At 63.0% G+C, this 22,681-nt stretch carries 14 protein-coding genes; 12 read left to right on the top strand and 2 right to left on the bottom strand.

Features of this window, described 5'->3' with window-relative positions; translation table 11 throughout:
• Complete coding sequence (locus tag FEZ60_RS18640; protein WP_172936710.1) at positions 1-2,310, bottom strand: FdhF/YdeP family oxidoreductase; 2,310 nt, start codon at positions 2,308-2,310, stop codon at positions 1-3.
• Positions 2,311-2,392: 82 nt separating this feature from the next.
• On the opposite strand from FEZ60_RS18640, the gene FEZ60_RS18635 reads away from it, so the two are divergent.
• From FEZ60_RS18635 to proB, 12 genes are all read left to right on the top strand, one after another.
• The gene (locus FEZ60_RS18635) at positions 2,393-3,001 is read left to right on the top strand and encodes a GNAT family N-acetyltransferase (protein ID WP_172936709.1); all 609 of its coding nucleotides are present in this window, start codon (positions 2,393-2,395) and stop codon (positions 2,999-3,001) included.
• Complete coding sequence (locus FEZ60_RS18630; protein WP_033232878.1) at positions 3,001-5,028, top strand: S9 family peptidase; 2,028 nt, start codon at positions 3,001-3,003, stop codon at positions 5,026-5,028. The genes FEZ60_RS18635 and FEZ60_RS18630 overlap by 1 nt, the downstream gene beginning before the upstream one ends.
• 146 nt (positions 5,029-5,174) lie before the next feature.
• Positions 5,175-9,308, top strand: coding sequence for a bifunctional nitrate reductase/sulfite reductase flavoprotein subunit alpha (locus tag FEZ60_RS18625; RefSeq protein ID WP_172936708.1), 4,134 nt, complete (start codon positions 5,175-5,177; stop codon positions 9,306-9,308).
• Between the two features lie 72 nt (positions 9,309-9,380).
• Positions 9,381-12,062: a valine--tRNA ligase gene (locus tag FEZ60_RS18620; protein WP_095885900.1), complete on the top strand. Its 2,682-nt coding sequence runs from the start codon at positions 9,381-9,383 to the stop codon at positions 12,060-12,062.
• 44 nt (positions 12,063-12,106) lie between these two features.
• Positions 12,107-13,513, top strand: coding sequence for a folylpolyglutamate synthase/dihydrofolate synthase family protein (locus FEZ60_RS18615; protein WP_033233167.1), 1,407 nt, complete (start codon positions 12,107-12,109; stop codon positions 13,511-13,513).
• Entirely contained in the window at positions 13,510-13,929 is a 420-nt protein-coding gene (locus tag FEZ60_RS18610; protein WP_033232883.1) for a DUF4233 domain-containing protein, read from the top strand. Before FEZ60_RS18615 ends, FEZ60_RS18610 begins: the two co-directional genes overlap by 4 nt.
• Before the next feature lie 18 nt (positions 13,930-13,947).
• Positions 13,948-14,367 (top strand): nucleoside-diphosphate kinase, encoded by a 420-nt coding sequence (gene ndk / locus FEZ60_RS18605; protein ID WP_045066939.1) that lies wholly within the window; start codon positions 13,948-13,950, stop codon positions 14,365-14,367.
• Positions 14,368-14,819: 452 nt separating this feature from the next.
• A complete protein-coding gene (locus FEZ60_RS18600) occupies positions 14,820-18,047 on the top strand; it encodes a translation initiation factor IF-2 N-terminal domain-containing protein (RefSeq protein ID WP_172936707.1) in 3,228 nt (1,075 codons plus the stop codon).
• 322 nt (positions 18,048-18,369) lie between these two features.
• Positions 18,370-18,681 (top strand): 50S ribosomal protein L21, encoded by a 312-nt coding sequence (gene rplU / locus FEZ60_RS18595; RefSeq protein ID WP_033232889.1) that lies wholly within the window; start codon positions 18,370-18,372, stop codon positions 18,679-18,681.
• Between the two features lie 43 nt (positions 18,682-18,724).
• Complete coding sequence (gene rpmA, locus FEZ60_RS18590; protein WP_003944532.1) at positions 18,725-18,994, top strand: 50S ribosomal protein L27; 270 nt, start codon at positions 18,725-18,727, stop codon at positions 18,992-18,994.
• Between the two features lie 215 nt (positions 18,995-19,209).
• Positions 19,210-20,661 carry a GTPase ObgE gene (gene obgE / locus FEZ60_RS18585; RefSeq protein WP_033232892.1) on the top strand — a complete coding sequence of 484 codons (1,452 nt, stop codon included), beginning with the start codon at positions 19,210-19,212 and terminating at the stop codon, positions 20,659-20,661.
• A 33-nt stretch (positions 20,662-20,694) separates the two neighbouring features.
• Positions 20,695-21,798, top strand: coding sequence for a glutamate 5-kinase (proB, locus tag FEZ60_RS18580; RefSeq protein ID WP_033232894.1), 1,104 nt, complete (start codon positions 20,695-20,697; stop codon positions 21,796-21,798).
• Here the strand turns inward: proB and FEZ60_RS18575 are convergent.
• Positions 21,771-22,631 (bottom strand): NAD-dependent protein deacetylase, encoded by an 861-nt coding sequence (locus FEZ60_RS18575; RefSeq protein WP_045066941.1) that lies wholly within the window; start codon positions 22,629-22,631, stop codon positions 21,771-21,773. The two genes, proB and FEZ60_RS18575, sit on opposite strands and share 28 nt — an antisense overlap.
• Between the last annotated feature and the right edge of the window lie 50 nt (positions 22,632-22,681).

Below are 22,681 nucleotides of genomic sequence, written 5' to 3'. Positions count from 1 at the left end.
TCATGCGCCTGATGCTTCGAGTCGAACGGTGACGGCCTTCGAGACCGGCGTGTTCGACTTGGCTGCAACGTGTTCGAGGGGAACGAGCGGATTTGTCTCCGGGTAGTACGCCGCAGCATTGCCACGCGGCGTGTCGTAGGAGACGATGCGGAATTCCGTGACCCGCCGCTCTTCCAGTGTGCCGTCAGGTGTTGTCCACTCGGACACGATGTCGACGAGATCGCCGTCGCGGAATCCGAGTGCGGTGATGTCGTCGGCGTTGACGAGAATGACCTTGCGGCCGCCCTTGATCCCGCGGTAACGATCGTCGAGGCCGTAGATCGTGGTGTTGTACTGGTCGTGGCTTCGCATGGTCTGCAGAATCAATCGGCCGCTAGGGGTGGGCAGCCACTTCAGTTCGTTGACGCCGAAGTTGGCTTTGCCGGTGTGCGTGTGGAATTCGCGCGAATCGCGCGGCGGGTGTGGCAATTGGAATCCGTCGGGTTGGCGGACGCGGGTGTTGTAGTTCTCGCAGCCCGGCACGACGCGTGAGATGGAGTCGCGGATCAGGTCGTAGTTTCCCTCGAAGGCGGACCAGCGTACGGAGTGATCACTGCCGAGGAGTTCGCGGGCGAGTTGGCAGATGATGGCGACTTCACTGCGCAGGTATGGGCTGACCGGGTTCAGTCGCCCGCGCGAGAGGTGCACCATCGACATGGAATCCTCCACGGATACCAGCTGTTTGCCGCCGGCTTGGACGTCGAGGTCGGTGCGGCCCAAGGTGGGGAGGATGATCGCGGTTTGCCCGTGGACAACGTGGCTGCGGTTCAGTTTGGTGGAGACCTGAACGGTGAGTTCGCATTGGCGCAGCGCGGTTTCGGTGGCCGCGGTATCGGGACTGGCCTGGATGAAGTTGCCGCCCATCGCCATGAAGAAGCTTGCCTTGCCTGCGTTCATGGCCCGGATCGCGTCGACGGTGTCCCAGCCGTGCTTTCGCGGCGCCGTGATCTTGAACTCGGTGTCGAGAGCGGCCAGGAATTCTTCCGGCATCTTTTCCCAGATGCCCATCGTGCGATCGCCCTGGACATTGGAGTGCCCGCGAACGGGGCAGACACCGGCGCCTGGCTTGCCCATCATTCCGCGCATCAGCAGGAGATTGACGGCTTCCTCGATGGTCGCGACTCCGTGTGCCTGCTGAGTCAGACCCATCGCCCAGCAGATGACGGTGCGTTCGGAACGAGCGAGGGCCGACGCTGTTTCGGTCAGTTGCGCCATCGTCAGCCCGGTTGCTTCGAGAACGGTGTCGAGATCAACAGCGCGAACGTTCTTTTCGTAGTCGTCCCAGCCCGCGCAGTACGTGTCGACGAATGCGCGGTCGACGACCGTGCCCGGGTTGCGGTCCTCTTCCTCGAGGAGAAGTCTGCCGAGTCCCTGGAACAACGCCATGTCGCCGCCGAGACGAATCTGCAGGAATTCGTCCGCGATGTCGACACCGTGACCGACCACGCCGGAGACCTTCTGCGGATCCTTGAAGCGTCGCAGTCCGGCCTCGGGAAGCGGGTTGACTGCGATGATCTTGGCGCCGTTGCCTTTTGCCTTCTCGAGTGTCGAGAGCATTCGAGGGTGATTGGTGCCCGGGTTTTGCCCGGCGATGAGTATGAGGTCGGCGTTCTCGAGGTCGGGAACCGTCACGGAGCCCTTGCCGATGCCGATCGACGCGGTGAGGGCGCTGCCCGATGATTCGTGACACATATTCGAGCAGTCCGGCATGTTGTTCGTGCCGTAGCTGCGAATCATCAACTGGTACAGGAACGCGGCCTCGTTGGAGGTGCGACCGGACGTGTAGAACACGGCTTCGTCAGGGGAGGTGAGGGAAGTCAGGTGATCGGCGATCAGCGCGTAGGCGCCTTCCCAATCGATGGGTTGGTAGTGCGTCGCACCGGGAGTGAGCACCATCGGGTGCGTCAGACGTCCTTGCTGACCGAGCCAGAAGTCGGTCTTGCCGTCGAGTTCCGCGATCGAGTGCTCGGCGAAGAACTCCGGTGTGACGGTGCGCAGAGTCGCTTCCTCGGCAACGGCCTTTGCGCCGTTCTCGCAGAACTCGGCAGGCTTGCGGTGACCTGGAGTTTCGGGCCACGCGCAACCGGGGCAGTCGAAACCGTGGCGTTGATTGAGCCTGGCCAAGGTGCGCGCGGTCCGGAGAGCGCCCATCTGTTCGACACCACGTTGCAACGAGACGAGGACAGCGGGAACGCCCGCGGCGTAATCCTTCGGGTGCGTGACCTCGAGGTCGGATTCGTCGATGTCCTTGATGGGGCCCTTGCGCGTCATGCCTCCATACTCTCCCGAATGCGACGGGTATGCCATGAAAGCGGAAATGTGTGTCGCGGCGCCTTGCCGGTACGCTCGCACGATGGGTGTGAACGTGCGGCCGGCTGAAACCGCAGATATTCCAGCACTTGCAGAAGTCCTCGCAGACGCGTTCGAGGATGACCCGCTGATGGTGTGGATACTGCCCGACGAGGAATCTCGCCGCGCGCGGTTGGCACGTTTGTTTGCCGCCGAAGTTCGCTATCACCACCTGGCCGGAGGTGGGTCGGAAGTAGCGGTCGACGAGAACGGCGTGATCGGGGGAGCGGCACTCTGGGATCCGCCGGGGCGATGGAAGCAGTCGACGTGGGAGTCCGTGATCAGTTTTCCGGCGGTGGTGCGCGCATTGGGAACCCGCATGATGGTGGGTGCCGAAGTGGGTGGGGTCCTCGAGAAGGCTCACCCACAGACGCCGCACTGGTATCTCGCCACCATTGGTACCGGAGCGCAGGCGCGCGGCGGCGGGTACGGCAAGGCGCTGCTGAACTCGAGGCTCGATCGGTGCGATCGCGATCGGATACCGGCTTATCTCGAATCCAGTAAGAAGGAGAACATCCCGTACTACAACCGTTTCGGGTTCGTAGTGACCGATGAAATCGTGATACCTGATGGAGGACCTACCGTCTATCCGATGTTGCGGGGGCCGAAGTGATGTTGCCTGAACTGCACGGCGGTACGCCGTTCGACGAGTTGGACGATTACATCGCCTTGCCGAGACTGTCGGGTCTGGCACTCTCGGTGGACGGATCGAGGCTGATCTGTGGGCGCGCGGTTCTCGACGACACCGGTACCGAATACGTATCGTCGCTGTGGGAATTCGATCCGCAAGGCCGTCGGCAGGCCAGGCGATTGACCTGGGGCACAACCAGCGAGTCCGGTGCCACGTTTGCTTTCGACGGCGACATCCTCTTCACCGCAACACGTTCCGTGCCGGGGGAGGACTCGCCGCAACCGGCACTGTGGCGGTTACCTGCCGACGGTGGTGAGGCGAGCGTGGTGTGCCGTCGCGGCAGCGGCGTGTCTTCGGTGACGGCCGCGCGGTCGGCCCCGACCTTTGTTGCGCACACCCCGGTGATGGCGTCGGCGCGTGGGCTGGAGCACGACGACGAGATCCGCGCGGCCCGCAAGGACGGCAAGGTCACGGCGATGCTCCACACCGGTTATCCGGTGCGGCACTGGGATCACGATCTGGGGCCGGATCAACCGCATCTTGTTGTCGGGGAATCCGATTCGGAGGGTGCTGTTGTTCTGCGCGACGTGACACCGAGCGCCGGTGCGGCACTGCGCGAGGGTTCGATGTCGATCAGCGCTGACGGTTTGTTTGTCGTGTCCACGTGGGCCGTGGGAGATTCCGGCGCTGCCCGTCGCTCGACCATCGTGCGGATCGACACGGTGAGTGGGGATCGAGCCACACTGGTGGACGATGCCGAGGCCGACGTGCACAGTCCGTCCGTATCTCCGGACGGCACTCGCGTCGCGTTCATTCGCGAAACTCTCACAACTCCGGATCATGCGCCACGAGTGTCCTTGGGGCTCTACGATTTCCGAACGGGCGCCGTAACCGCTGTTGCCGACGGCTGGGATCGCTGGCCGACGTCGCTCGCGTGGCTCTCGGACGGATCGGGCTTGGTCGTCACTGCCGACGATGGCGGTCGCGGGCCCGTCTTCACCATCGATCTGTGGGGTCAGCCTGTGCGGCTGACCAAGGATGCTGCCGCCTACACCGACATTCGAGTGTCTGCGGAGGGTGAGTTCCTCTACGCGCTGCGCGCATCGTACGAGGCTCCGCCGCACGTGGTGCGTATTGCTCTTCGCTCGGGTGAGGTATTGCCGTTGCGCGGGCCTGACGCGTTGCCGGAACTGCCCGGCACCCTGACGGAGATCAGCGCCAGGGCGCAGGACGGGACACAGGTTCGGAGTTGGTTGGCGTTGCCGACCGGTGCTGCTGCTCATGCGCCGGTGCCGTTGTTGTTGTGGGTGCACGGTGGTCCGTTGAATTCGTGGAACACGTGGTCGTGGCGGTGGAACCCCTGGCTGTTGGTGGCAAAGGGGTACGCGGTGCTGTTGCCGGACCCGGCCTTGTCCACGGGATACGGCCAGGACTTCGTGCAGCGGGGGTGGGGCCAGTGGGGCAAAGCTCCCTTCACCGACTTGATGGCTGTGACCGACGCCGCCGTGGCACTTCCCGAGATCGATCCGAACCGCACCGGCGCAATGGGCGGTTCATTCGGTGGCTACATGGCGAATTGGATTGCCGGCCATACCGACAGGTTCGACGCGATTGTCACCCACGCGAGCCTGTGGGCGCTGGATCAATTCGGTCCGACGACGGATTCGGCGTGGTATTGGCAACGGGAAATGTCACCGGAAATGGCCGTCGACAACTCACCGCACCTCTACGTGGCGGATATCAACACCCCGATGTTGGTGATTCACGGCGACAAGGACTACCGCGTTCCGATCGGTGAGGGGCTGCGCCTTTGGTACGAACTTCTTGCGGAGTCCGGATTGCCTGCCGACGCTGACGGAAAGACCGATCATCGGTTCCTCTACTTCCCGGACGAGAACCACTGGGTCCTCAAACCGACGCACACCAAGATTTGGTACGAGGTGGTGATCGCTTTCCTGTCCGAGCACATCCTGGGTGAGGACGTCTCCCTGCCGGAGATACTCGGCTGATCAGGACTGTCGGCGCCTCACATCGCGGCAAACGTCGCCGTGAGGAAAGAGTGATTGACCCGCAACGTCGGACACGAAGGCCCGAAACATCGGCATCCGATGATCAATATCGACCTTGATTCTCGGTCGAAGGGATGCAAGGAACGATGGGCGCTCAACTCGGTACTACTCAGCTCGGAACCACTAGTGTCGACACACTCTGCGCATACTGCGGAGTGGGTTGCGGTCTGGTGCTCGACATCATCACCGATCCGGAAACGGGACGTAGGAAAGCGGCACAGTCGTCGGGTCTGAAGACTCACCCCACGAATTTCGGGCGGTTGTGCACCAAGGGCAGCACAACTGCGGACATGTTGGCCGGACCTGGGCGCATGGAGTCCGCATACCTACGGCCCAGTCGCGGCGGTGCGATCGAGGCAGCGGACATCGATGCTGTGATCACCGAGACGGCGAACCGTCTGCGCGCGATGGTCGACGAGCATGGCCCGGATGCCGTTGCGTTGTACGTGTCGGGGCAGATGTCCCTCGAAGCCCAGTACCTGTCGAACAAACTGGCCAAGGGATTCATCGGAACCAATCAGATCGAATCCAATTCTCGGCTGTGCATGGCCAGTGCCGGCACCGGTTACAAGCAGTCCCTGGGCGCCGACGGACCGCCCGGTTCCTACCAGGACTTCGAACACGCAGATGTGTTCTTCGTGATCGGCGCGAACATGGCGGACTGCCATCCGATCCTGTTCCTGCGGATGATGGAACGCGTCAAGGCGGGCGCGACATTGATCGTCGTCGACCCTCGACGCAACGCCACTGCCGACAAGGCAGACCTGTTTCTTCAGATTGCACCAGGCACGGATCTTGCGCTGCTCAACGGACTGCTGCACCTCCTGGTCGAGGACGGTCGCACCGATCCCGAGTTCATCGCCGAGTTCACCGAAGGCTGGGAGGTCATGCCCAGCTTCCTCGCGGAGTACACGCCGGACAAGGTCGCTGAGATCACCGGTATTCCCGAGGCGGACATCCGCGCCGCCGCCCGGTTCATCGGTGAGGCCGGCAACTGGATGAGCTGCTGGACAATGGGTTTGAATCAGAGTACCCACGGAACGTGGAACACCAACGCCATCTGCAACCTGCATCTCGCCACCGGCGCGATCTGCAAAACCGGTAGTGGCCCGTTCTCGCTGACCGGTCAGCCGAACGCCATGGGTGGCCGCGAAATGGGATACATGGGGCCAGGTTTGCCTGGTCAGCGTGCGGTGATGTTCGACGGCGACCGTGAATTCGTCGAGGACCGGTGGGGCATCCCACACGGGTCGCTGCGCACGGACGTCGGCGGTGGAACCATCGACATGTTCACCCGGATGGCGGCCGGAGAGATCAAGGCGTGCTGGATTATCTGCACCAATCCCGTTGCAACGGTGGCCAATCGAAAGACGGTGCTCGCCGGCCTGGAGCAAGCTGAGCTTGTCATCGCACAGGACGCATTCCTCGGCACCGAAACGAACGAATACGCCGACGTTCTGCTCCCGGCGTCGTTGTGGACCGAATCCGACGGAGTGATGATCAACTCCGAACGCAACCTGACGCTCTTTCAGCAGGCGTTGGACCCGGTCGGCCAAGCATTACCGGATTGGCAGATCATCGCCAGGATCGCGTGCGAGATGGGTTATGCCGACGCATTCACCTATACGTGTGCAGAGGACGTGTTCGAGGAGATCAAGCAGTTCTGGAATCCGAAGACCGGTTACGACCTGAGGGGCGTGACGTACGAGCGCCTCCGCAAGAACTCGATCCAGTGGCCCTGCCCACCTAACAGTGATCAGGACCGCCACCCCATTCGATACCTCAATGACGGTGTCAGTCAGCAATTGCTTGTCCGGGACGACGGCAGTACTCCGCGCCTCGCGTTCCCTACCGCCAGTGGCCGCGCGTCGTTCTTCGCCCGGCCACACATGCTGCCCGCCGAAATGCCCGACGACGACTACCCGTTCCTGCTCAACACCGGACGTCTGGCACATCAGTGGCACACCATGACCAAAACCGGCAAGGTCGCCAAACTCAACAAACTCAACCCCGGCCCATTTGTCGAAATGCATCCCGACGACGCCGCTCGGTTCGGTATCGCCGACAAGGACGCGATCGAGGTTGCCTCACGCCGCGGCCGCGCGGTGCTGCCCGCTCTGGTCACCGACCGGGTGCGCCCGGGGAACTGCTTTGCGCCATTTCACTGGAACGACGCATTCGGTGAATACCTGACCATCAACGCCGTCACCAACGATGCAATCGATCCGGCGTCGCAGCAACCGGAGTTCAAGGCCTGCGCTGTCACCTTGACCAAGGTCGCCGTCAGAGCGCCGGAAGCTACTCCCGTCGAGAGGACAACGCACGTGTCGAGGGTCGACGTTCTCGCTGATGTCTTCGGTCAAACCGATGCGCCTGCACCAGCATTCGATCCACTCGAACAGCAGTATCTCGCCGGACTTCTCGCCGCGCTGCGATCGGATGCCGACCGTACGCCTGGGGTTCCGACCTTGCCACCGACTGCGCCCTTCGATTCGGGCAAGCGGATGTGGGTCGACGGTGTCCTGGCCGGCTTGTACTCACGATCTCTCGTTTCGGGTGGCCCCCCGAAGCCCGACGCGCAGCGGGAACAGATCGTTGTGCTCTGGGCGTCGCAAACCGGCAACGCCGAGGAATTTGCCGCAGCCTGTGCGACTCGGTTGGGGGGAGTCGGCTTGCCGGTGCGGGTATACGGGATGGATGAGTTCTCGGTCGCCGATCTTGCGGACACTCGTGAACTGCTGCTGATCACCAGCACGACCGGCGACGGAGATCCGCCGGACAACGGCAGCGGATTGTGGGACGCGTTGACCGGGGACGAAGCGCCTTCGCTAGCCGGGACCCGCTATTCCGTCATCGCTTTCGGTGACTCCAACTACGACGACTTCTGTGGTCACGGGCGCAAACTCGACGCTCGGCTCGCGGAACTCGGCGCAACCCGCATCGTCGATCGTGTCGATTGTGAACCGGACTACGAGGACGATGCTGCCGGTTGGTTGGACGCAGTCGCGACTGCAGTGGGGGACGTGACTGCAGTAGGAGATCAGCCCAGCCCCGTTGTGGTCGGATCGTCTCGTGTGAGTTCACCGCCGGACAGTTCGCGCCAGTACAGCAAGAAATCTCCACTGATCACCAGCCTGACCCGAAATGTTGTTCTCAATCGCCCGGGTTCGACAAAAGATGTGCGCCAGTTGGGCTTTCATCTGCCGGAGGGCACCGTCAGTTACGAGGCCGGCGACGCACTGGGTGTCTGGCCCCGCAACAGCACTCCGATCGTGGACGAGTGGCTCTCGGTTTCCGGTCTCGACGGCGAGAGCACAGTCGAACTGGGGGAGTACGGCGCGATGACGCTGCGTACCGCGCTCTCCGAACGCCTCGAGATCACGCGCGTCAACAGTGATCTACTCCGATTCGTGCATCAGCGAACCCGGGACACTGACCTGGCGGAACTGCTGAAGCCGGAGAACAAGGCCGTGCTCAAGGATTGGTCGTGGGGCAGGCAATCCGTCGACGTGTTGGCCCAGTCTCCGGTTCGGGCTTCCGTCGACGACTGGCTCGGTGTGCTCAAACCTCTTCAACCGCGGCTGTATTCGATTTCGTCGAGCCCGAAGGAGAATCCCAACGAGGTGCAGCTGACTGTCTCCGCCGTCCGGTACAACGTTGTGGGCGTCCCGCGGCGCGGGGTGTGCTCGACGTACCTGGCCGATTACGCCGGTAGTGACGACATCGGCATCTACGTGCAAAAATCCAGTCATTTCCGGCCGCCGTCGGATCCTGCGGCTCCCATGATCATGGTGGGGCCGGGCACTGGCATCGCGCCCTTCCGAGCGTTCCTGCACGAACGGCGAGCATTGGGGCATACCGGACCGAACTGGCTGTTCTTCGGGGAACAGCACGCCGCTACCGACTTCTACTACCGCGAAGAAATCGAAGAGCTCCGCAGAGACGGATTCCTCACAGAACTCGACGTCGCGTTCTCCCGGGACCAATCGGAGAAGATTTACGTCCAGGACCGAATGCGTGAGCGGGGTGCGCTGCTGTGGGAGTGGCTGCAGAACGGCGCACACTTCTACGTGTGTGGTGACGCGGAGCGGATGGCCAAGGATGTCGACGGCGCCTTGAGCGGTGTGGTCGCACAATACGGAAAGCTTGCACCCCGTAGCGCCGAGGCATACGTCAAGGCACTGGCAGCGGAGAAACGCTACGTACGTGACGTCTACTGATTTACGAAGCCTCAGTTGCGGCGGTAAGAGGTGCAAATTCACGCTGGACGGGGGAGTCATTAGGATCAAGGCGTGACCAGTGCAGCTCCAGAGAACCCGCAGACCCCCGCCGACGCCCTCCCCAAAAGCTGGGACCCCAGTGCTGTAGAGGCTGATTTGTATCAGGGCTGGGTGGATGCGGGTTACTTCCGCGCCGACGCCACCAGCGACAAGCCCGGATACTCGATCGTGCTTCCGCCGCCGAACGTGACCGGCAGCCTGCACATGGGCCATGCGCTCGATCACACCCTCATGGATGTGCTGAGCCGCCGCAAGCGGATGCAGGGCTTCGAAGTTCTGTGGCTGCCGGGCATGGACCACGCCGGTATCGCAACGCAGTCCGTCGTCGAGAAGCAGCTGGCAGCAGAGGGCACCAAGAAGGAAGACCTGGGCCGCGAAGCCTTCATCGAAAAGGTCTGGGAGTGGAAGCGCGAATCCGGTGGCACCATCGGCGGCCAGATGCGCCGCATCGGTGACGGTGTCGACTGGAGCCGCGAGCGCTTCACGATGGACGAGAACCTCTCGCGTGCGGTGCAGACCGTGTTCAAGCGCATGTTCGACGAGGGCCTGATCTACCGCGCCGAGCGTCTGGTCAACTGGTCGCCCGTGCTGCAGACCGCGATCTCCGACATCGAGGTCAAGTTCGAGGACGTCGAAGGTGAGCTCGTTTCCCTTCGCTACGGTTCACTGGACGACAGCGAGCCGCACGTGATTGTCGCCACTACCCGTGTGGAGACGATGCTCGGTGATACCGCGGTGGCGGTTCATCCCGACGACGAGCGCTACAAGCACCTGCTCGGAACCACGCTCGAGCACCCGTTCACGGGCCGTCAGATCCCGATCATCGCGGACGACTACGTCGACCCCGAGTTCGGAACCGGCGCAGTCAAGATCACGCCGGCTCACGACCCCAATGACTTCGAGATGGGCGTGCGGCACAACCTGCCCATGCCCACCATCATGGACAAGACCGGCAAGATCGCCGACACCGGAACACAATTCGACGGCATGGACCGCTTCGAAGCGCGCGTCAAGGTTCGCGAAGCTCTTGCCGAGCAGGGGCGCGTCGTCGCCGAGAAGCGCCCGTACCTGCACAGCGTCGGACACTCCGAGCGCAGTGGTGAAGCCATCGAGCCGCGCCTGTCGCTGCAGTGGTGGGTCAAGGTCGAAAGCCTAGCCAAGGCTGCCGGTGACGCAGTCCGTAACGGCGATACCGTCATTCATCCGGCCAGCCAGGAGCCACGTTGGTTCGACTGGGTCGACAACATGCACGACTGGTGCATCTCGCGTCAGCTGTGGTGGGGTCACCGCATCCCCGTCTGGTACGGCCCCGAGGGTGAAGTTGCCAGCTTCGGTCCTGACGAGACGGCACCAGAAGGCTGGGTCCAGGACCCTGACGTTCTCGACACGTGGTTCTCGTCCGGTCTGTGGCCCTTCTCGACCATGGGATGGCCGGAGAGCACCGCCGAACTCGAAAAGTTCTACCCCACGAGCGTTTTGGTGACGGGTTACGACATCCTGTTCTTCTGGGTTGCTCGCATGATGATGTTCGGCACGTATGTCTCCGAAGACGAGTCGATCACTGCCGGAGCCGGCAAAACGGGCCCGCAAGTTCCGTTCAAGGACGTGTTCCTGCACGGGTTGGTCCGTGACCAGTTCGGCAAGAAGATGTCGAAGTCGCGTGGCAACGGTATCGACCCGCTGGATTGGGTCGAGCGTTTCGGTGCCGACGCCCTGCGGTTCACGCTCGCCCGCGGTGCAAACCCCGGCAGTGACCTCTCCGTCGGTGAGGATTCCGCACAGTCCTCGCGCAACTTCGCTACAAAGCTGTTCAATGCCACCAAGTTTGCACTCATGAATGGCGCTGCACCGGCACCGCTGCCGGCGCGCAGTGAGCTTACCGACGCCGACCGGTGGATTCTCGATCGCCTGGATACCGTTGCAGCCGAGGCCGATTCGGCGTTCGATCGCTACGAGTTCAGCAAGGCGTGCGAAGGCCTGTTCCACTTCGCGTGGGACGAGGTCTGTGACTGGTACCTCGAATTGGCGAAGGTTCAGTTTGCCGCCGACGACACCGTCGCCGCCAACACCCGCGCGGTGCTCGGCAACGTGCTCGACGCATTGCTGCGCCTGCTGCACCCGGTTATCCCGTTTGTGACGGAGACCTTGTGGAAGGTCCTCACGGGCGGTGAATCGGTTGTTGTTGCCGAGTGGCCGACTCAGTCCGGCAATGCCGTCGACGCTGATGCTGCTACTCGCATCGAGGACACCCAGCGTTTGATCACCGAGGTTCGCCGCTTCCGAAATGATCAGGGCCTCAAGCCTTCTCAGAAGGTTCCGGCGCGCGCGTCCGGCCTTTCCGAAGCCGGCCTCGACGGCCAGTTTGCGTATGTGCAGGCCCTCGCCAAGCTCACCGAACCCGAAGAAGGCTTCACCGCCTCCATCTCGGTGGAGGTGCGCCTGAGCAAGGGCACCGTCACGGTCGACATCGACACCTCGGGCACCATTGACCTGGGCGCCGAGAAGAAGCGACTAGAGAAGGACCTGACGGCGGCACAGAAGGAACTGGTCACCGCAGACAACAAGCTCGCCAACGAAGCCTTCCTCGCGAAGGCTCCCGACGCCGTCGTCGACAAGATCAAGACGCGCCGTCAGATCGCCGTCGAAGAGATCGAGCGCATCACCAACCGTTTGAAGGAGTTGGGCGACAAGTGAGCTCGGTAGAACCTCCGGAATTCGGGGAGTCCGGTTTCCCGCCGATCAGTTCGGTGCCGACTCCGGTCGACATCGCCGAGTTGGCGCTGGTCGAGGCAGAACTCGACAAGCGGTGGCCGGAAACCAAGATGGAGCCGTCACTCACGCGCATCGAGGCCCTCATGGATGTGCTCGGCTCGCCGCAGCACAACTATCCGTCCGTGCACGTCACCGGAACCAACGGCAAGACCTCGGTGACCCGGATGATCGACTCGCTCATGACCGCGCTGCATCGCCGCACTGGCCGGACCACCAGTCCGCACCTGCAGATCGCGACCGAGCGGATCAGCATCGACGGGGCGCCGATCTCGCCGCGTCTGTACGTGGACACGTTCCGCGAGATCGAACCGTACGTGCAGATGATCGATCAGCAGTCCGAAGCCGCCGGGGGACCGGCCATGAGCAAGTTCGAGGTGCTTACCGCGATGGCGTACGCCGCGTTTGCGGAAGCACCCGTCGATGTGGCTGTTGTCGAGGTCGGATTGGGTGGACGATGGGATGCCACCAACGTCATCGACGGCCAGGTTGCGGTCATCACCCCGATCAGCCTCGATCACGCCGAGTACCTGGGCAACGACCTCGCGGGAATCGCGGAGGAAAAGGCCGGGATCATCAAGAAGGGCCGCGAGAGCCTGGTGCCGGTCGACACTGTCGCGATCATTGCCGAGCAGACCCCCGAGGTCATGGAGGTGCTGCTGCGCCGCGCCGTCGAGGTCGACGCTGCGGTGGCCCGCGAAGGTTCCGAGTTCAAGGTGCTTGGCCGCCAGATCGCCGTCGGCGGACAACAGCTCGAACTTCAAGGACTCAGCGGCGTCTACACCGAGATCTTCCTGCCGCTCCACGGTGAGCACCAAGCGCGAAATGCGGCACTAGCCCTGGCAGCCGTCGAAGCCTTCTTCGGGGCGGGGCCCGATCGGCAACTCGATCAGGACGCCATTCGCGCCGGTTTTTCCTCCGTCGTCAATCCTGGTCGCCTCGAACGAGTTCGGAGTGCGCCGACGGTTTTCCTCGACGCGGCACACAATCCGGACGGAGCGCGCGCACTCGCGGCGGCGCTGGCGGCCGAGTTCGACTTCCGCAAGCTCGTCGGAGTTGTCAGCGTCATGAAGGACAAGGACGTCGACGCGATCATGACCGCGTTCGAGTCCGTCTTCGACGAGATCGTGGTGACGCATAACGGTTCACCGCGCGCGATGGACGTCGAGGAACTCGCGAACATCGCCGTCGCCAAGTTCGGCGACGAGCGGGTGGTCGTCGCTCCGCAGTTGGTGGACGCCTTGGAGACGGCCATCGAAATTGCGGAACAAGTAGCCGAACCAGGCGAAGCAGTATCCGGGGCAGGTGTTGTGGTCACCGGATCCGTCGTGACAGCCGGCGCGGCCCGCACATTGTTCGGAAAGGACCCAGCGTGAGTACCCCGTCAGAATCGAACCCGGAGTCCGGGCGATCTCAGTTCGGCGCGCCGACCAAGGATCCGTGGAAGGGTTTCCGCGGAATTGCGTCGGGAACCCTGATTCTCGAGGTGATCGTTGTCCTGCTGACGATCCCCGTCGTGCAGGTTGTCGGCGACGGACTGAACTGGTTCTCCGGTACGTACATTCTGGGCTTGGCAGTGTTGATGATCCTGGGCTGCGGTATCCAGGGACGTCCGTGGGCGATGAAGTACAACATTGCTCTGCAGGTCCTGCTGATCCTCGGGTTCTTCGTTCACTACTCCATCGGCATCATGGGAATCGTCTTTGCCTTGGTGTGGGCGTACCTGGTCTACCTGCGTAAGGACATCGCGCGACGGATGGATGAGGGCCTGCTTCCGGGTCAGCGCGACTGACCATTTAGGCTGGCCGACGTGACTGAGCGCACCCTCGTACTGATCAAGCCCGACGCCGTTGCCCGTGGATACGTGGGAGAAATCCTGAGTCGTATCGAGCGCAAAGGCCTGACCATCGCAGCACTCGACCTTCGCACCGCTTCCGAAGACGTGGCTGGTAGCCACTATGCGGAGCACGCCGAGCGTCCGTTCTACCCGAGCTTGTTGGAGTTCATCACGTCCGGTCCGCTGGTTGCCGTAGTGCTCGAAGGCCCTCGCGCCATCGCCGCATTCCGTCAGCTCGCCGGCGGTACCGACCCCGTCGAGAAGGCGCTACCGGGCACGATTCGTGGCGACTTCGGTCTCGAATCGCAGCAGAACCTGGTGCACGGAAGCGATTCCGTCGAATCTGCCGAGCGTGAGATCGCGCTGTGGTTCCCGGCTCTGTCGTCCATCTGACTCTTCGACGCGTTTCCCCGAGCAGTACTTGTCCCACATTGGTGCGCCCTTGCAAGTAACGGGCGCATCGGTGTGGGATACTGCTATTGGTTGAAGCGCAATTTTTGTTCTACGTGTGTTCAACCGGATGACACCCAAGTTTCGATGTGACACCAGGTTCGACGTGACATTGCGCTCGATGCCCTTTCATCGCTGCTATCGGTCAACAGGAAATCCCTGGACCTTTGCACGCTGGATGATCAGGCGCTCGGGCCACGAACCTCACGGACAACAGCCATCCAGCCAGGCACTTCATGTGTACGCAGTGAATAACGGGCACTACGGACCATGCGGAGCGAGACCTTACAATCTCGCACTCACTTCTGAGTGCGAGTACACACAGCGCGCCCCTGCGTGGCCGCGTGACAACTCGATTGCAGAGTTGGACGCGCCCGGGGGCTGAGGAGACTTACGTGGCCGATCAAGCCCCAACAGATTCAGAATCGAACGAAACTCCGGTCTTTCCGGACAAGATGCGCGTACATGCGCTGGCTAAGTTGCTGGGAATCACCAGCAAGCAGGTCCTCGCGGAGGCTGCTGCGCTCGGAACCGAGATTCGCAGCGCTCAGTCGAGCGTGCACCGTGATGTCGCCGAGCGCATCCATGCGTCTCTGCATGCTGTTGCCGATGCCATCGAGCCGGTAGCTGCAGAACTCGACGCTCTGATCGACCCCGTTGTCGAGAAGCCTGTCGAGAAGCCTGTCGAGACGCCTGAGGCTCCGTCCGTTGCGGAAAAGCCGGCCCGTGCGCGTCGTTCACGCAAGAAGGTTGTCGCAGAAGAGCCGGCAGTGGTTGAGCCCGCTGTGGTTGAACCTGCTGTGGTTGACCCCGCCGTTGCCGAGATCGCCGCAGATCTTGATGCGGCCGCAGCGTTGCAGGTTAGCGAGCCCGAGCAGTCGGATCTCTTCACGTCCTTCGAAGCAGCGCAGACTCACGCACCCGAAGCGGAGCAGGCACCGGCTCAGGTCCCGCTCTTCCTGCAGCCTGACATGGAAGCGGTCGAGGTTGCGCCGCGTCGTCGTCGGGCTCGTCGTGAACCGGCAGCACCGGTGGTCGAGGAGAAGTCGAGCGCACCGGTCGAGACCGAGAGCGCACCGGCCGAAACAGCTGTCGTCGAGGCAGCGGCAGTCGAAGCAGCTGGAGTCGAAACCAGGCAGACCCCGGAGACCGTCACCGCACCGCAGGCTGAGGGCGAGAACGCCGAGGCTGAATCCGACGAGGAAGATGACGACCAGCCGCGTCGTCGTCGCCGAGGACGCCGTGGCCGTGGCCGTGGGCGCGGTGAGCAGGCAGGCGAACAGAATGAGGACGAGTCCGAATCGGACGAATCGACCTCCGAGTCGGCTCCTGATGCAGCCAAGAGCACGTCGACGGATGTCGCGGCCAAGGCCGACGAAGCCGAGAGCGACGCCGAGTCCGAGAGCAGCGAAGATTCCGACCTCGATGCGGACGGCAACAACCGTCGTCGCCGTCGTCGCCGTCGTCGTAAGACCGGCTCCGACAGCGGAGCCGATGCCACAACGACGTCCGAGGACGACCCGCCCAACACGGTCGTTCACGAGCGCGAACCGCGAAGCAAGACGCGTGTCGTGCGCGACGAGGTTCAGGGAATCAGTGGCTCCACGCGACTCGAAGCCAAGCGTCAGCGTCGCCGCGACGGGCGTGATGCGGGGCGTCGTCGTCCGCCGATCCTGACCGAGTCCGAGTTCCTGGCCCGCCGCGAGGCCGTTGATCGCGTGATGGTTGTACGCGATCGCGCCGACAGCGGTCAGCCGCACGCAACGACGCAGGTCGCAGTCCTCGAAGACGGCGTCCTCGTCGAGCACTTCGTCACCAACTCGGCCGCCGCGTCGATGGTGGGCAACGTGTACTTGGGCCGCGTCCAGAACGTGCTGCCCAGCATGGAAGCCGCGTTCATCGACATCGGACGTGGACGCAACGGTGTGCTGTACGCCGGTGAGGTCAACTGGGAAGCTGCCGGTCTCGGCGGCAATTCCCGCAAGATCGAGCAGGCTCTCAAGCCGGGCGATCAGGTTCTGGTGCAGGTCAGCAAGGATCCGGTCGGACACAAGGGTGCCCGTCTGACCACGCAGATCTCTCTGGCCGGACGTTTCCTCGTCTACGTGCCCGGTGGTTCGTCCACCGGTATCAGCCGCAAGCTGCCAGACACCGAGCGCAAGCGTCTCAAGGAAATCCTGCGCGACATCGTTCCGGCCGACGCCGGCGTGATCATCCGCACGGCGTCCGAAGGTGTCAGCGAAGAGGAGTTGGCGCGCGACGTCACTCGTCTGCAGGCTCAGTGGGCGGGAATCGAAGACCAGGCCGCCGCGGCGGACTCCGGAAAGTCGGGCAGCCCGCAGGCGCTGTACGAAGAGCCGGACATGCTGGTCAAGGTTATTCGTGACCTGTTCAACGAGGATTTCTCCAAGCTGGTCATCGAGGGCGACAAGGCTCACGGCACGGTGGAGAACTACATCAACTCCGTCGCTCCGGATCTCCTGCCGCGCCTCGAGAAGTACACGCCGAACAACGGCATCGACATTTTCCAGGCCCGTCGCATCGACGAGCAGTTGGCCAAGGCTCTCGATCGCAAGGTGTGGCTGCCGTCCGGCGGCACGCTGGTGATCGACCGCACCGAGGCCATGACTGTCGTCGACGTCAATACCGGCAAGTTCACCGGCGCCGGCGGCAACCTCGAAGAGACCGTGACGCGCAACAACCTCGAAGCTGCCGAGGAGATCGTTCGTCAGATGCGCTTGCGCGACATCGGCGGAATGATCGTCGTCGACTTCATCGACATGGTTCTCGAATCGAATCGCGATCTAGTCCTGCGTCGACTGACCGAATGCCTGGGCCGTGATCGCACGCGTCACCAGGTATCCGAGGTCACGTCGCTCGGTTTGGTCCAGATGACCCGTAAGAAGCTGGGCACCGGGCTGGTCGAGGCCTTCTCGACAACCTGTGAGCACTGCCACGGTCGCGGCATCATCGTCCATTCCGAACCGGTCGAGATGAAGACCGCTGACGACGGCGGTGCACGGTCCTCGCAGCAGCGCAGCGAATCCGGAAGCTCACGCAAGAACAAGCGTGGCCGCTCGGACAAGCCGGCCGCCGCAGAGTCCAACGGACACGAAGCGCCGACGCCGGAGGTTCCGGCGGTCGACGCGACAGTCAAGCGGGCACATCCCGTGGCATTGGCGATGGCTGCACATCACGACGACCACAGTCACGACGAGCAGAGCGCTGTGCCGGAAGAGGTAGATGCATCCAAAAGTGCCGAGCCGACGCCGGTGGCCGCGGATTCGTCCGCTGCCGATTCTGGCCGGGCTACTGATGTTGCTGTGGATGGTGTTGCGGCGCAGGCAGATAGCGCTGGTGATGCCGCAGCAGTTGAGACCGCTCCGCGGAGTCGTCGTCGCAGTCGCAGGGCGTCTCGGGCGGCGGCAGCGCCCAGTGTCGAGGCACCCGAGGTCGGCACGGTCTTTGTCCTGCCGACGCCCGAACCTGTGGCGGAAGCCGTAGCGGAGCCTGTTGCTGCCGGCGCAGCGGCGCCGGTCGAAGACGACGTCGTTGTGGTCAAGAGGCCGCGTCGACGCCGAGCAGCAGCCCGTCCGGCCGGTCCGCCGGTTGACGGCGAGTAAGAACTACCTCCTTTCGGAAATTGGCTTCGGTGCCCGACCCGCTGTGGCGGGCGCCGAAGCCATGACCCGAAGTTTCTGCTGGTAGACGCAGTAAATGCAGGATCGTTTCACCCCTCGGCGGGGCGGTTTGACCATGACGGTTGCTTTCCCGTAACCTTGCATAGTCGCCACCCGGCGGTAGAGATTCCGTGTGCCTAGAGTGCGGGAATGTCCCGATGCATCAGCATCGAGCCGAGGTGACATAAACCAGACCAGTCGCGATGCATTTGACGCCTCAGGCAGCAGCGCGAGCAAGTTCGAAGAAGCAAGGGGTAGCCCTCCGATGGCAACGTACGCGATCGTCAAGACCGGCGGAAAGCAGTACAAGGTCGCTGTTGGTGACCTCGTCAAGGTCGAGAAGATCGAGGGTGAGCCCGGCACTGCTGTCTCGCTTGCTCCCGTTCTCGTGGTTGACGGATCTGACCTGACCACCGACACGGCCAAGCTGGCCAAGGTCGCAGTCACCAGTGAGATCGTCGAGCACACCAAGGGCCCGAAGATCCGCATCCACAAGTTCAAGAACAAGACCGGTTACCACAAGCGTCAGGGCCACAGGCAGCCGCTTACGGTGCTCAAGGTCACGGGCATCAAGTAACTAAGTTCTTTCTAGCTAATTTCACCCGAGGAGGGTCAATAGCATGGCACATAAGAAGGGTGCATCCAGCTCCCGTAACGGTCGCGATTCAAACGCCCAGCGCCTCGGCGTGAAGCGCTTCGGCGGCCAGTCCGTCAGCGCAGGCGAAATCCTGGTTCGCCAGCGCGGCACGCACTTCCACCCCGGCGTCAACGTCGGCCGTGGCGGCGACGACACCCTGTTCGCTCTCGCTGCCGGTGCAGTCGAGTTCGGCCAGAAGCGTGGACGCAAGACCGTGAACATCGTTCCGGCCGTCGTTGCGGCTGAGGTCTAGTCTCTCTCGCTAGTTGTGTGTCACAGGTGCTGCTGTTTTCAGTGAGGCCGTGACGCGTTCCAAGCTCCCAATAGGGGCGGACCAGGGTTGAAATAACCCGGTCCGCCCCTATTGTTTGTTTAAGCAGTACCTATTACCCCCCGAGCAACCCTGCTCACCAGAAGTTCAGCTCATCGCGTGAGACCCGCAATTGACTGAGGAAGGATCCGGCAGTCATGTCCCGATTCATTGACCGTGTTGTGCTGCACGTCAGCGCTGGAAAAGGCGGCAATGGTTGCGCCTCCGTACACCGCGAGAAGTTCAAACCGCTCGGCGGCCCGGACGGCGCGAACGGCGGACGCGGCGGCGACGTCGTTCTCGTCGTCGACGAGAACATCCACACTCTCCTCGACTTCCACTTCCATCCCAATGCGAAGGCCACCAACGGCAAGCAGGGTGCCGGCAGCAACCGTGAAGGTGCCAACGGCGAAGATCTCATCCTGAAGGTTCCGGACGGCACCGTCGTGCTCGACACAGACGGCAATGTCCTGGCTGACCTCGTCGGCGTTGGTAGCCGCTACGACGCCGCTCAAGGCGGACGTGGTGGACTCGGCAACGCGGCATTGGCCTCGAAGGCCCGCAAGGCCCCCGGCTTCGCGTTGCTCGGTGAAGACGGCGTCGAGCGTGATCTGGTTCTCGAGCTCAAGTCGGTTGCCGACGTGGGTCTGCTCGGATTCCCCTCCGCCGGTAAGTCTTCACTGGTTTCCGTCCTCTCGGCAGCCAAGCCGAAGATCGCGGACTACCCGTTCACGACACTGGTCCCCAACCTCGGTGTCGTCTCCAGTGGTGAGACCACGTTCACCGTCGCAGACGTTCCCGGACTGATCCCCGGTGCCAGCGAAGGCCGCGGTTTGGGACTGGACTTCCTGCGCCACATCGAGCGCTGCGCCGTACTCGCGCACGTGATCGACTGCGCAACTCTGGATCCGGGACGCGATCCGATGTCCGACATCGACGCCCTCGAAGCGGAACTGGCCGCGTACACGCCCGCGCTGTCCGGCGACTCGGGACTCGGTGACCTCGACAAGCGCCCGCGCGTCGTCATCCTCAACAAGGCGGACGTGCCTGAGGCTGCGGAGTTGGCCGAGATGGTCACACCGGAGATCGAAGCCCGCGGATGGCCGGTATTCACGATTTCGGCCGTGAGCCGTGAAGGTTTGCGCCCGTTGACATTCGCGTTGGCGAAGATGGTGCGCGACTACCAGGAGGCTAACCCCAAGCCGGAGCCGAAGCGTCAGGTCATCAGGCCGATCAAGGTCAAGGATTCCAGCTTCACCATCGAGAAGGATCCCGATATTCCCGGTGGATTTGTCGTCCGCGGTACGCGTCCGGAGCGGTGGATCCGTCAGACGGCCTTCGACAACGACGAAGCCGTTGGCTACCTTGCCGACCGTCTCGCACGGTTGGGCGTCGAAGATGCACTGGTCAAGAAGGGCGCACAGCCCGGGGCATCGGTCACGATCGGTGACGTCAGCTTCGAGTGGGAGCCGATGACTCCGGCCGGCATCGACTTGACCCGTACGGGCCGCGGTACCGATCCGCGACTCGATCAGGTCGAGCGCATTGGCGCCGACGAGCGTAAGCACGCTCGACGCGTTCGCCGCGGTTTGCTCGACGAAGACAGCTAACACACGCGAAACCAGAAGCGAGGGAACGGGACTGTGCTCGGTTCCACCAGGGAGTCGATTGCGTCGGCTCACAGTATTGTCGTGAAGATCGGGTCGTCCGCACTGACCAGTTTGGTTGCGGGCCTCGATACCCATCGGCTGGATCTGCTAGCCGACGCCATCGAAGCTCGCATGCGTGCGGGTTCGGACGTCGTTGTGGTGTCCTCCGGTGCCGTGGGCGCCGGACTGGCTCCACTGGGGCTCACCAAACGACCTCGCGACCTCGCAACAAAGCAGGCGGCAGCCAGCGTCGGACAATTGGCGCTGGCCCACGCCTGGGGTACGTCCTTTGCGCGCTACGGGCGAACCGTGGGGCAGGTTCTGCTCACCGCTGACGACATCGCTCGGCGGACACAACACCGCAACGCTCAGCGCACCCTCGATCGACTTCGGGCATTGCACGCGGTGGCGATCGTCAACGAAAACGACACTGTCGCAACAACAGAACTCCGTTTCGGTGACAACGATCGACTGGCCGCATTGGTGGCTCACCTCGTCGGAGCAGACGCGCTGATTCTCCTGTCGGATGTCGACGGTCTGTACGACGGTGATCCCCGGAAGGGTAGTGCCACACTGATTCCCGAGGTCAACAGCCCCGAGGATCTTGACGGCGTCGTGGCTGGTTCGGGTGGCGCGCTGGGTACAGGCGGCATGGCGTCCAAGCTCTCAGCTGCCCGTTTGGCCGCCGATTCCGGTGTGCCCGTTCTGCTTGCGGCTGCGTCCGACGCGGCTGCGGCCTTGAGTGGCGCCGATGTGGGAACCGCGTTTGCCGCGCGGCCCACCAGGCTCTCGGCCCGCAGGTTCTGGGTGCGTCATGCCGCAGATACACAGGGCGACGTGCATCTCGATGAAGGCGCAGTTCGGGCGGTCGTCACAAAGCGTCGTAGCTTGTTGTCTGCCGGAATCGTCGGTGTCTCAGGTGATTTCCATGCCGGCGACGTGGTGTCGTTGATGGGGCCGGGGGAGAAGCCCGTTGCCCGTGGTGTTGTCGCGTTCGATGCGTCGGAGATCGAGGAAATCCTCGGACGCTCCACCGCGGATCTGCCGGCGGATATGCAGCGTCCGGTTGTTCACGCCGATGACTTGGTAGCGCTGTAGCTTTCGCTCGCCGCGAGAGCGGAAAGTGCTTCGGTGCAACCGATGTCGAGTTTGAGGGCGGCTAATTCGTCACCGCGGGTGAGTCCACGATTGACTATCGCAACGGGCTTTCCCGCTTTCGCGGCGTAGCGGACGAACCGTAGTCCCGACATGACGGTCAACGACGAACCGGCAACCAGTACGGCGTCGGCTTCGTCGACCAGGTTGTACGCGCGGGCAACTCGTTCCTTGGGGACGGACTCACCGAAGTACACGATGTCGGGCTTGAGAATTCCGCCGCACGCGCCGCAGTCGACAACGCGGAAATGCGCGGTCGACTCGATGACCGCATCTGCGTCCGGTGCTATCTCGACTCCCTTTGCCGCAGCAACAGTTTCGGCGAATCCTGGGTTGGCTTCCTCGAGTTGTTCGGCCAGTGTTGTCCGCGAGATCAAACGCTGACAGTTCAGGCAGCGAACCTGTGCGTACGTGCCGTGTAGGTCGATGACATTGCGGGCTCCGGCCTTGGTGTGCAGGAGGTCGACGTTCTGGGTGATGACTCCGACGGCTCGGCCACTGCGCTCCAGCGTCGCCACCGCCCGGTGGCCCTGGTTTGGCCGGGAGCTGTCCATGTACCGCCAGCCGATGTGGTTGCGCGCCCAGTAGTGGCGCCGGAACGCGGAATCGCCGATGAACTGCTGGAAAGTCATCGGATTGCGCGGCGGGGAATCGGGCCCGCGGTAGTCGGGGATTCCGGAGTCGGTGGAGATGCCCGCGCCGGTCAAAATTGCGAGTCGGCGCCCGGACAGGAGCTCGGTAAGGGCGTCGAGGCGACTGTCACTGGTTGGCACCATTCCAGGATAGGCCGTCAGCGTCAGTAGGCGCGCGCTTCCACTTTCAATAT

The organism is Rhodococcus sp. MS16, from assembly GCF_013277795.1.
Lineage (GTDB): Bacteria > Actinomycetota > Actinomycetes > Mycobacteriales > Mycobacteriaceae > Rhodococcus_F > Rhodococcus_F globerula.
The sequence above is the reverse complement of the archived record's forward strand: the minus strand, read 5'-3'. Positions and strand labels throughout refer to the sequence as shown.

What these genes read in the sequence shown, in the direction of transcription:
- FEZ60_RS18625 (WP_172936708.1), top strand. Translation starts at nt 5,175, where the DNA reads ATGGGCGCTCAACTCGGTACTACTCAGCTCGGAACCACTAGTGTCGAC.
- FEZ60_RS18635 (WP_172936709.1), top strand. Translation starts at nt 2,393, where the DNA reads ATGGGTGTGAACGTGCGGCCGGCTGAAACCGCAGATATTCCAGCACTT.
- FEZ60_RS18575 (WP_045066941.1), bottom strand. Translation starts at nt 22,631, where the DNA reads ATGGTGCCAACCAGTGACAGTCGCCTCGACGCCCTTACCGAGCTCCTG.
- FEZ60_RS18630 (WP_033232878.1), top strand. Translation starts at nt 3,001, where the DNA reads ATGTTGCCTGAACTGCACGGCGGTACGCCGTTCGACGAGTTGGACGAT.
- obgE (WP_033232892.1), top strand. Translation starts at nt 19,210, where the DNA reads ATGTCCCGATTCATTGACCGTGTTGTGCTGCACGTCAGCGCTGGAAAA.
- rplU (WP_033232889.1), top strand. Translation starts at nt 18,370, where the DNA reads ATGGCAACGTACGCGATCGTCAAGACCGGCGGAAAGCAGTACAAGGTC.
- rpmA (WP_003944532.1), top strand. Translation starts at nt 18,725, where the DNA reads ATGGCACATAAGAAGGGTGCATCCAGCTCCCGTAACGGTCGCGATTCA.
- FEZ60_RS18640 (WP_172936710.1), bottom strand. Translation starts at nt 2,310, where the DNA reads ATGACGCGCAAGGGCCCCATCAAGGACATCGACGAATCCGACCTCGAG.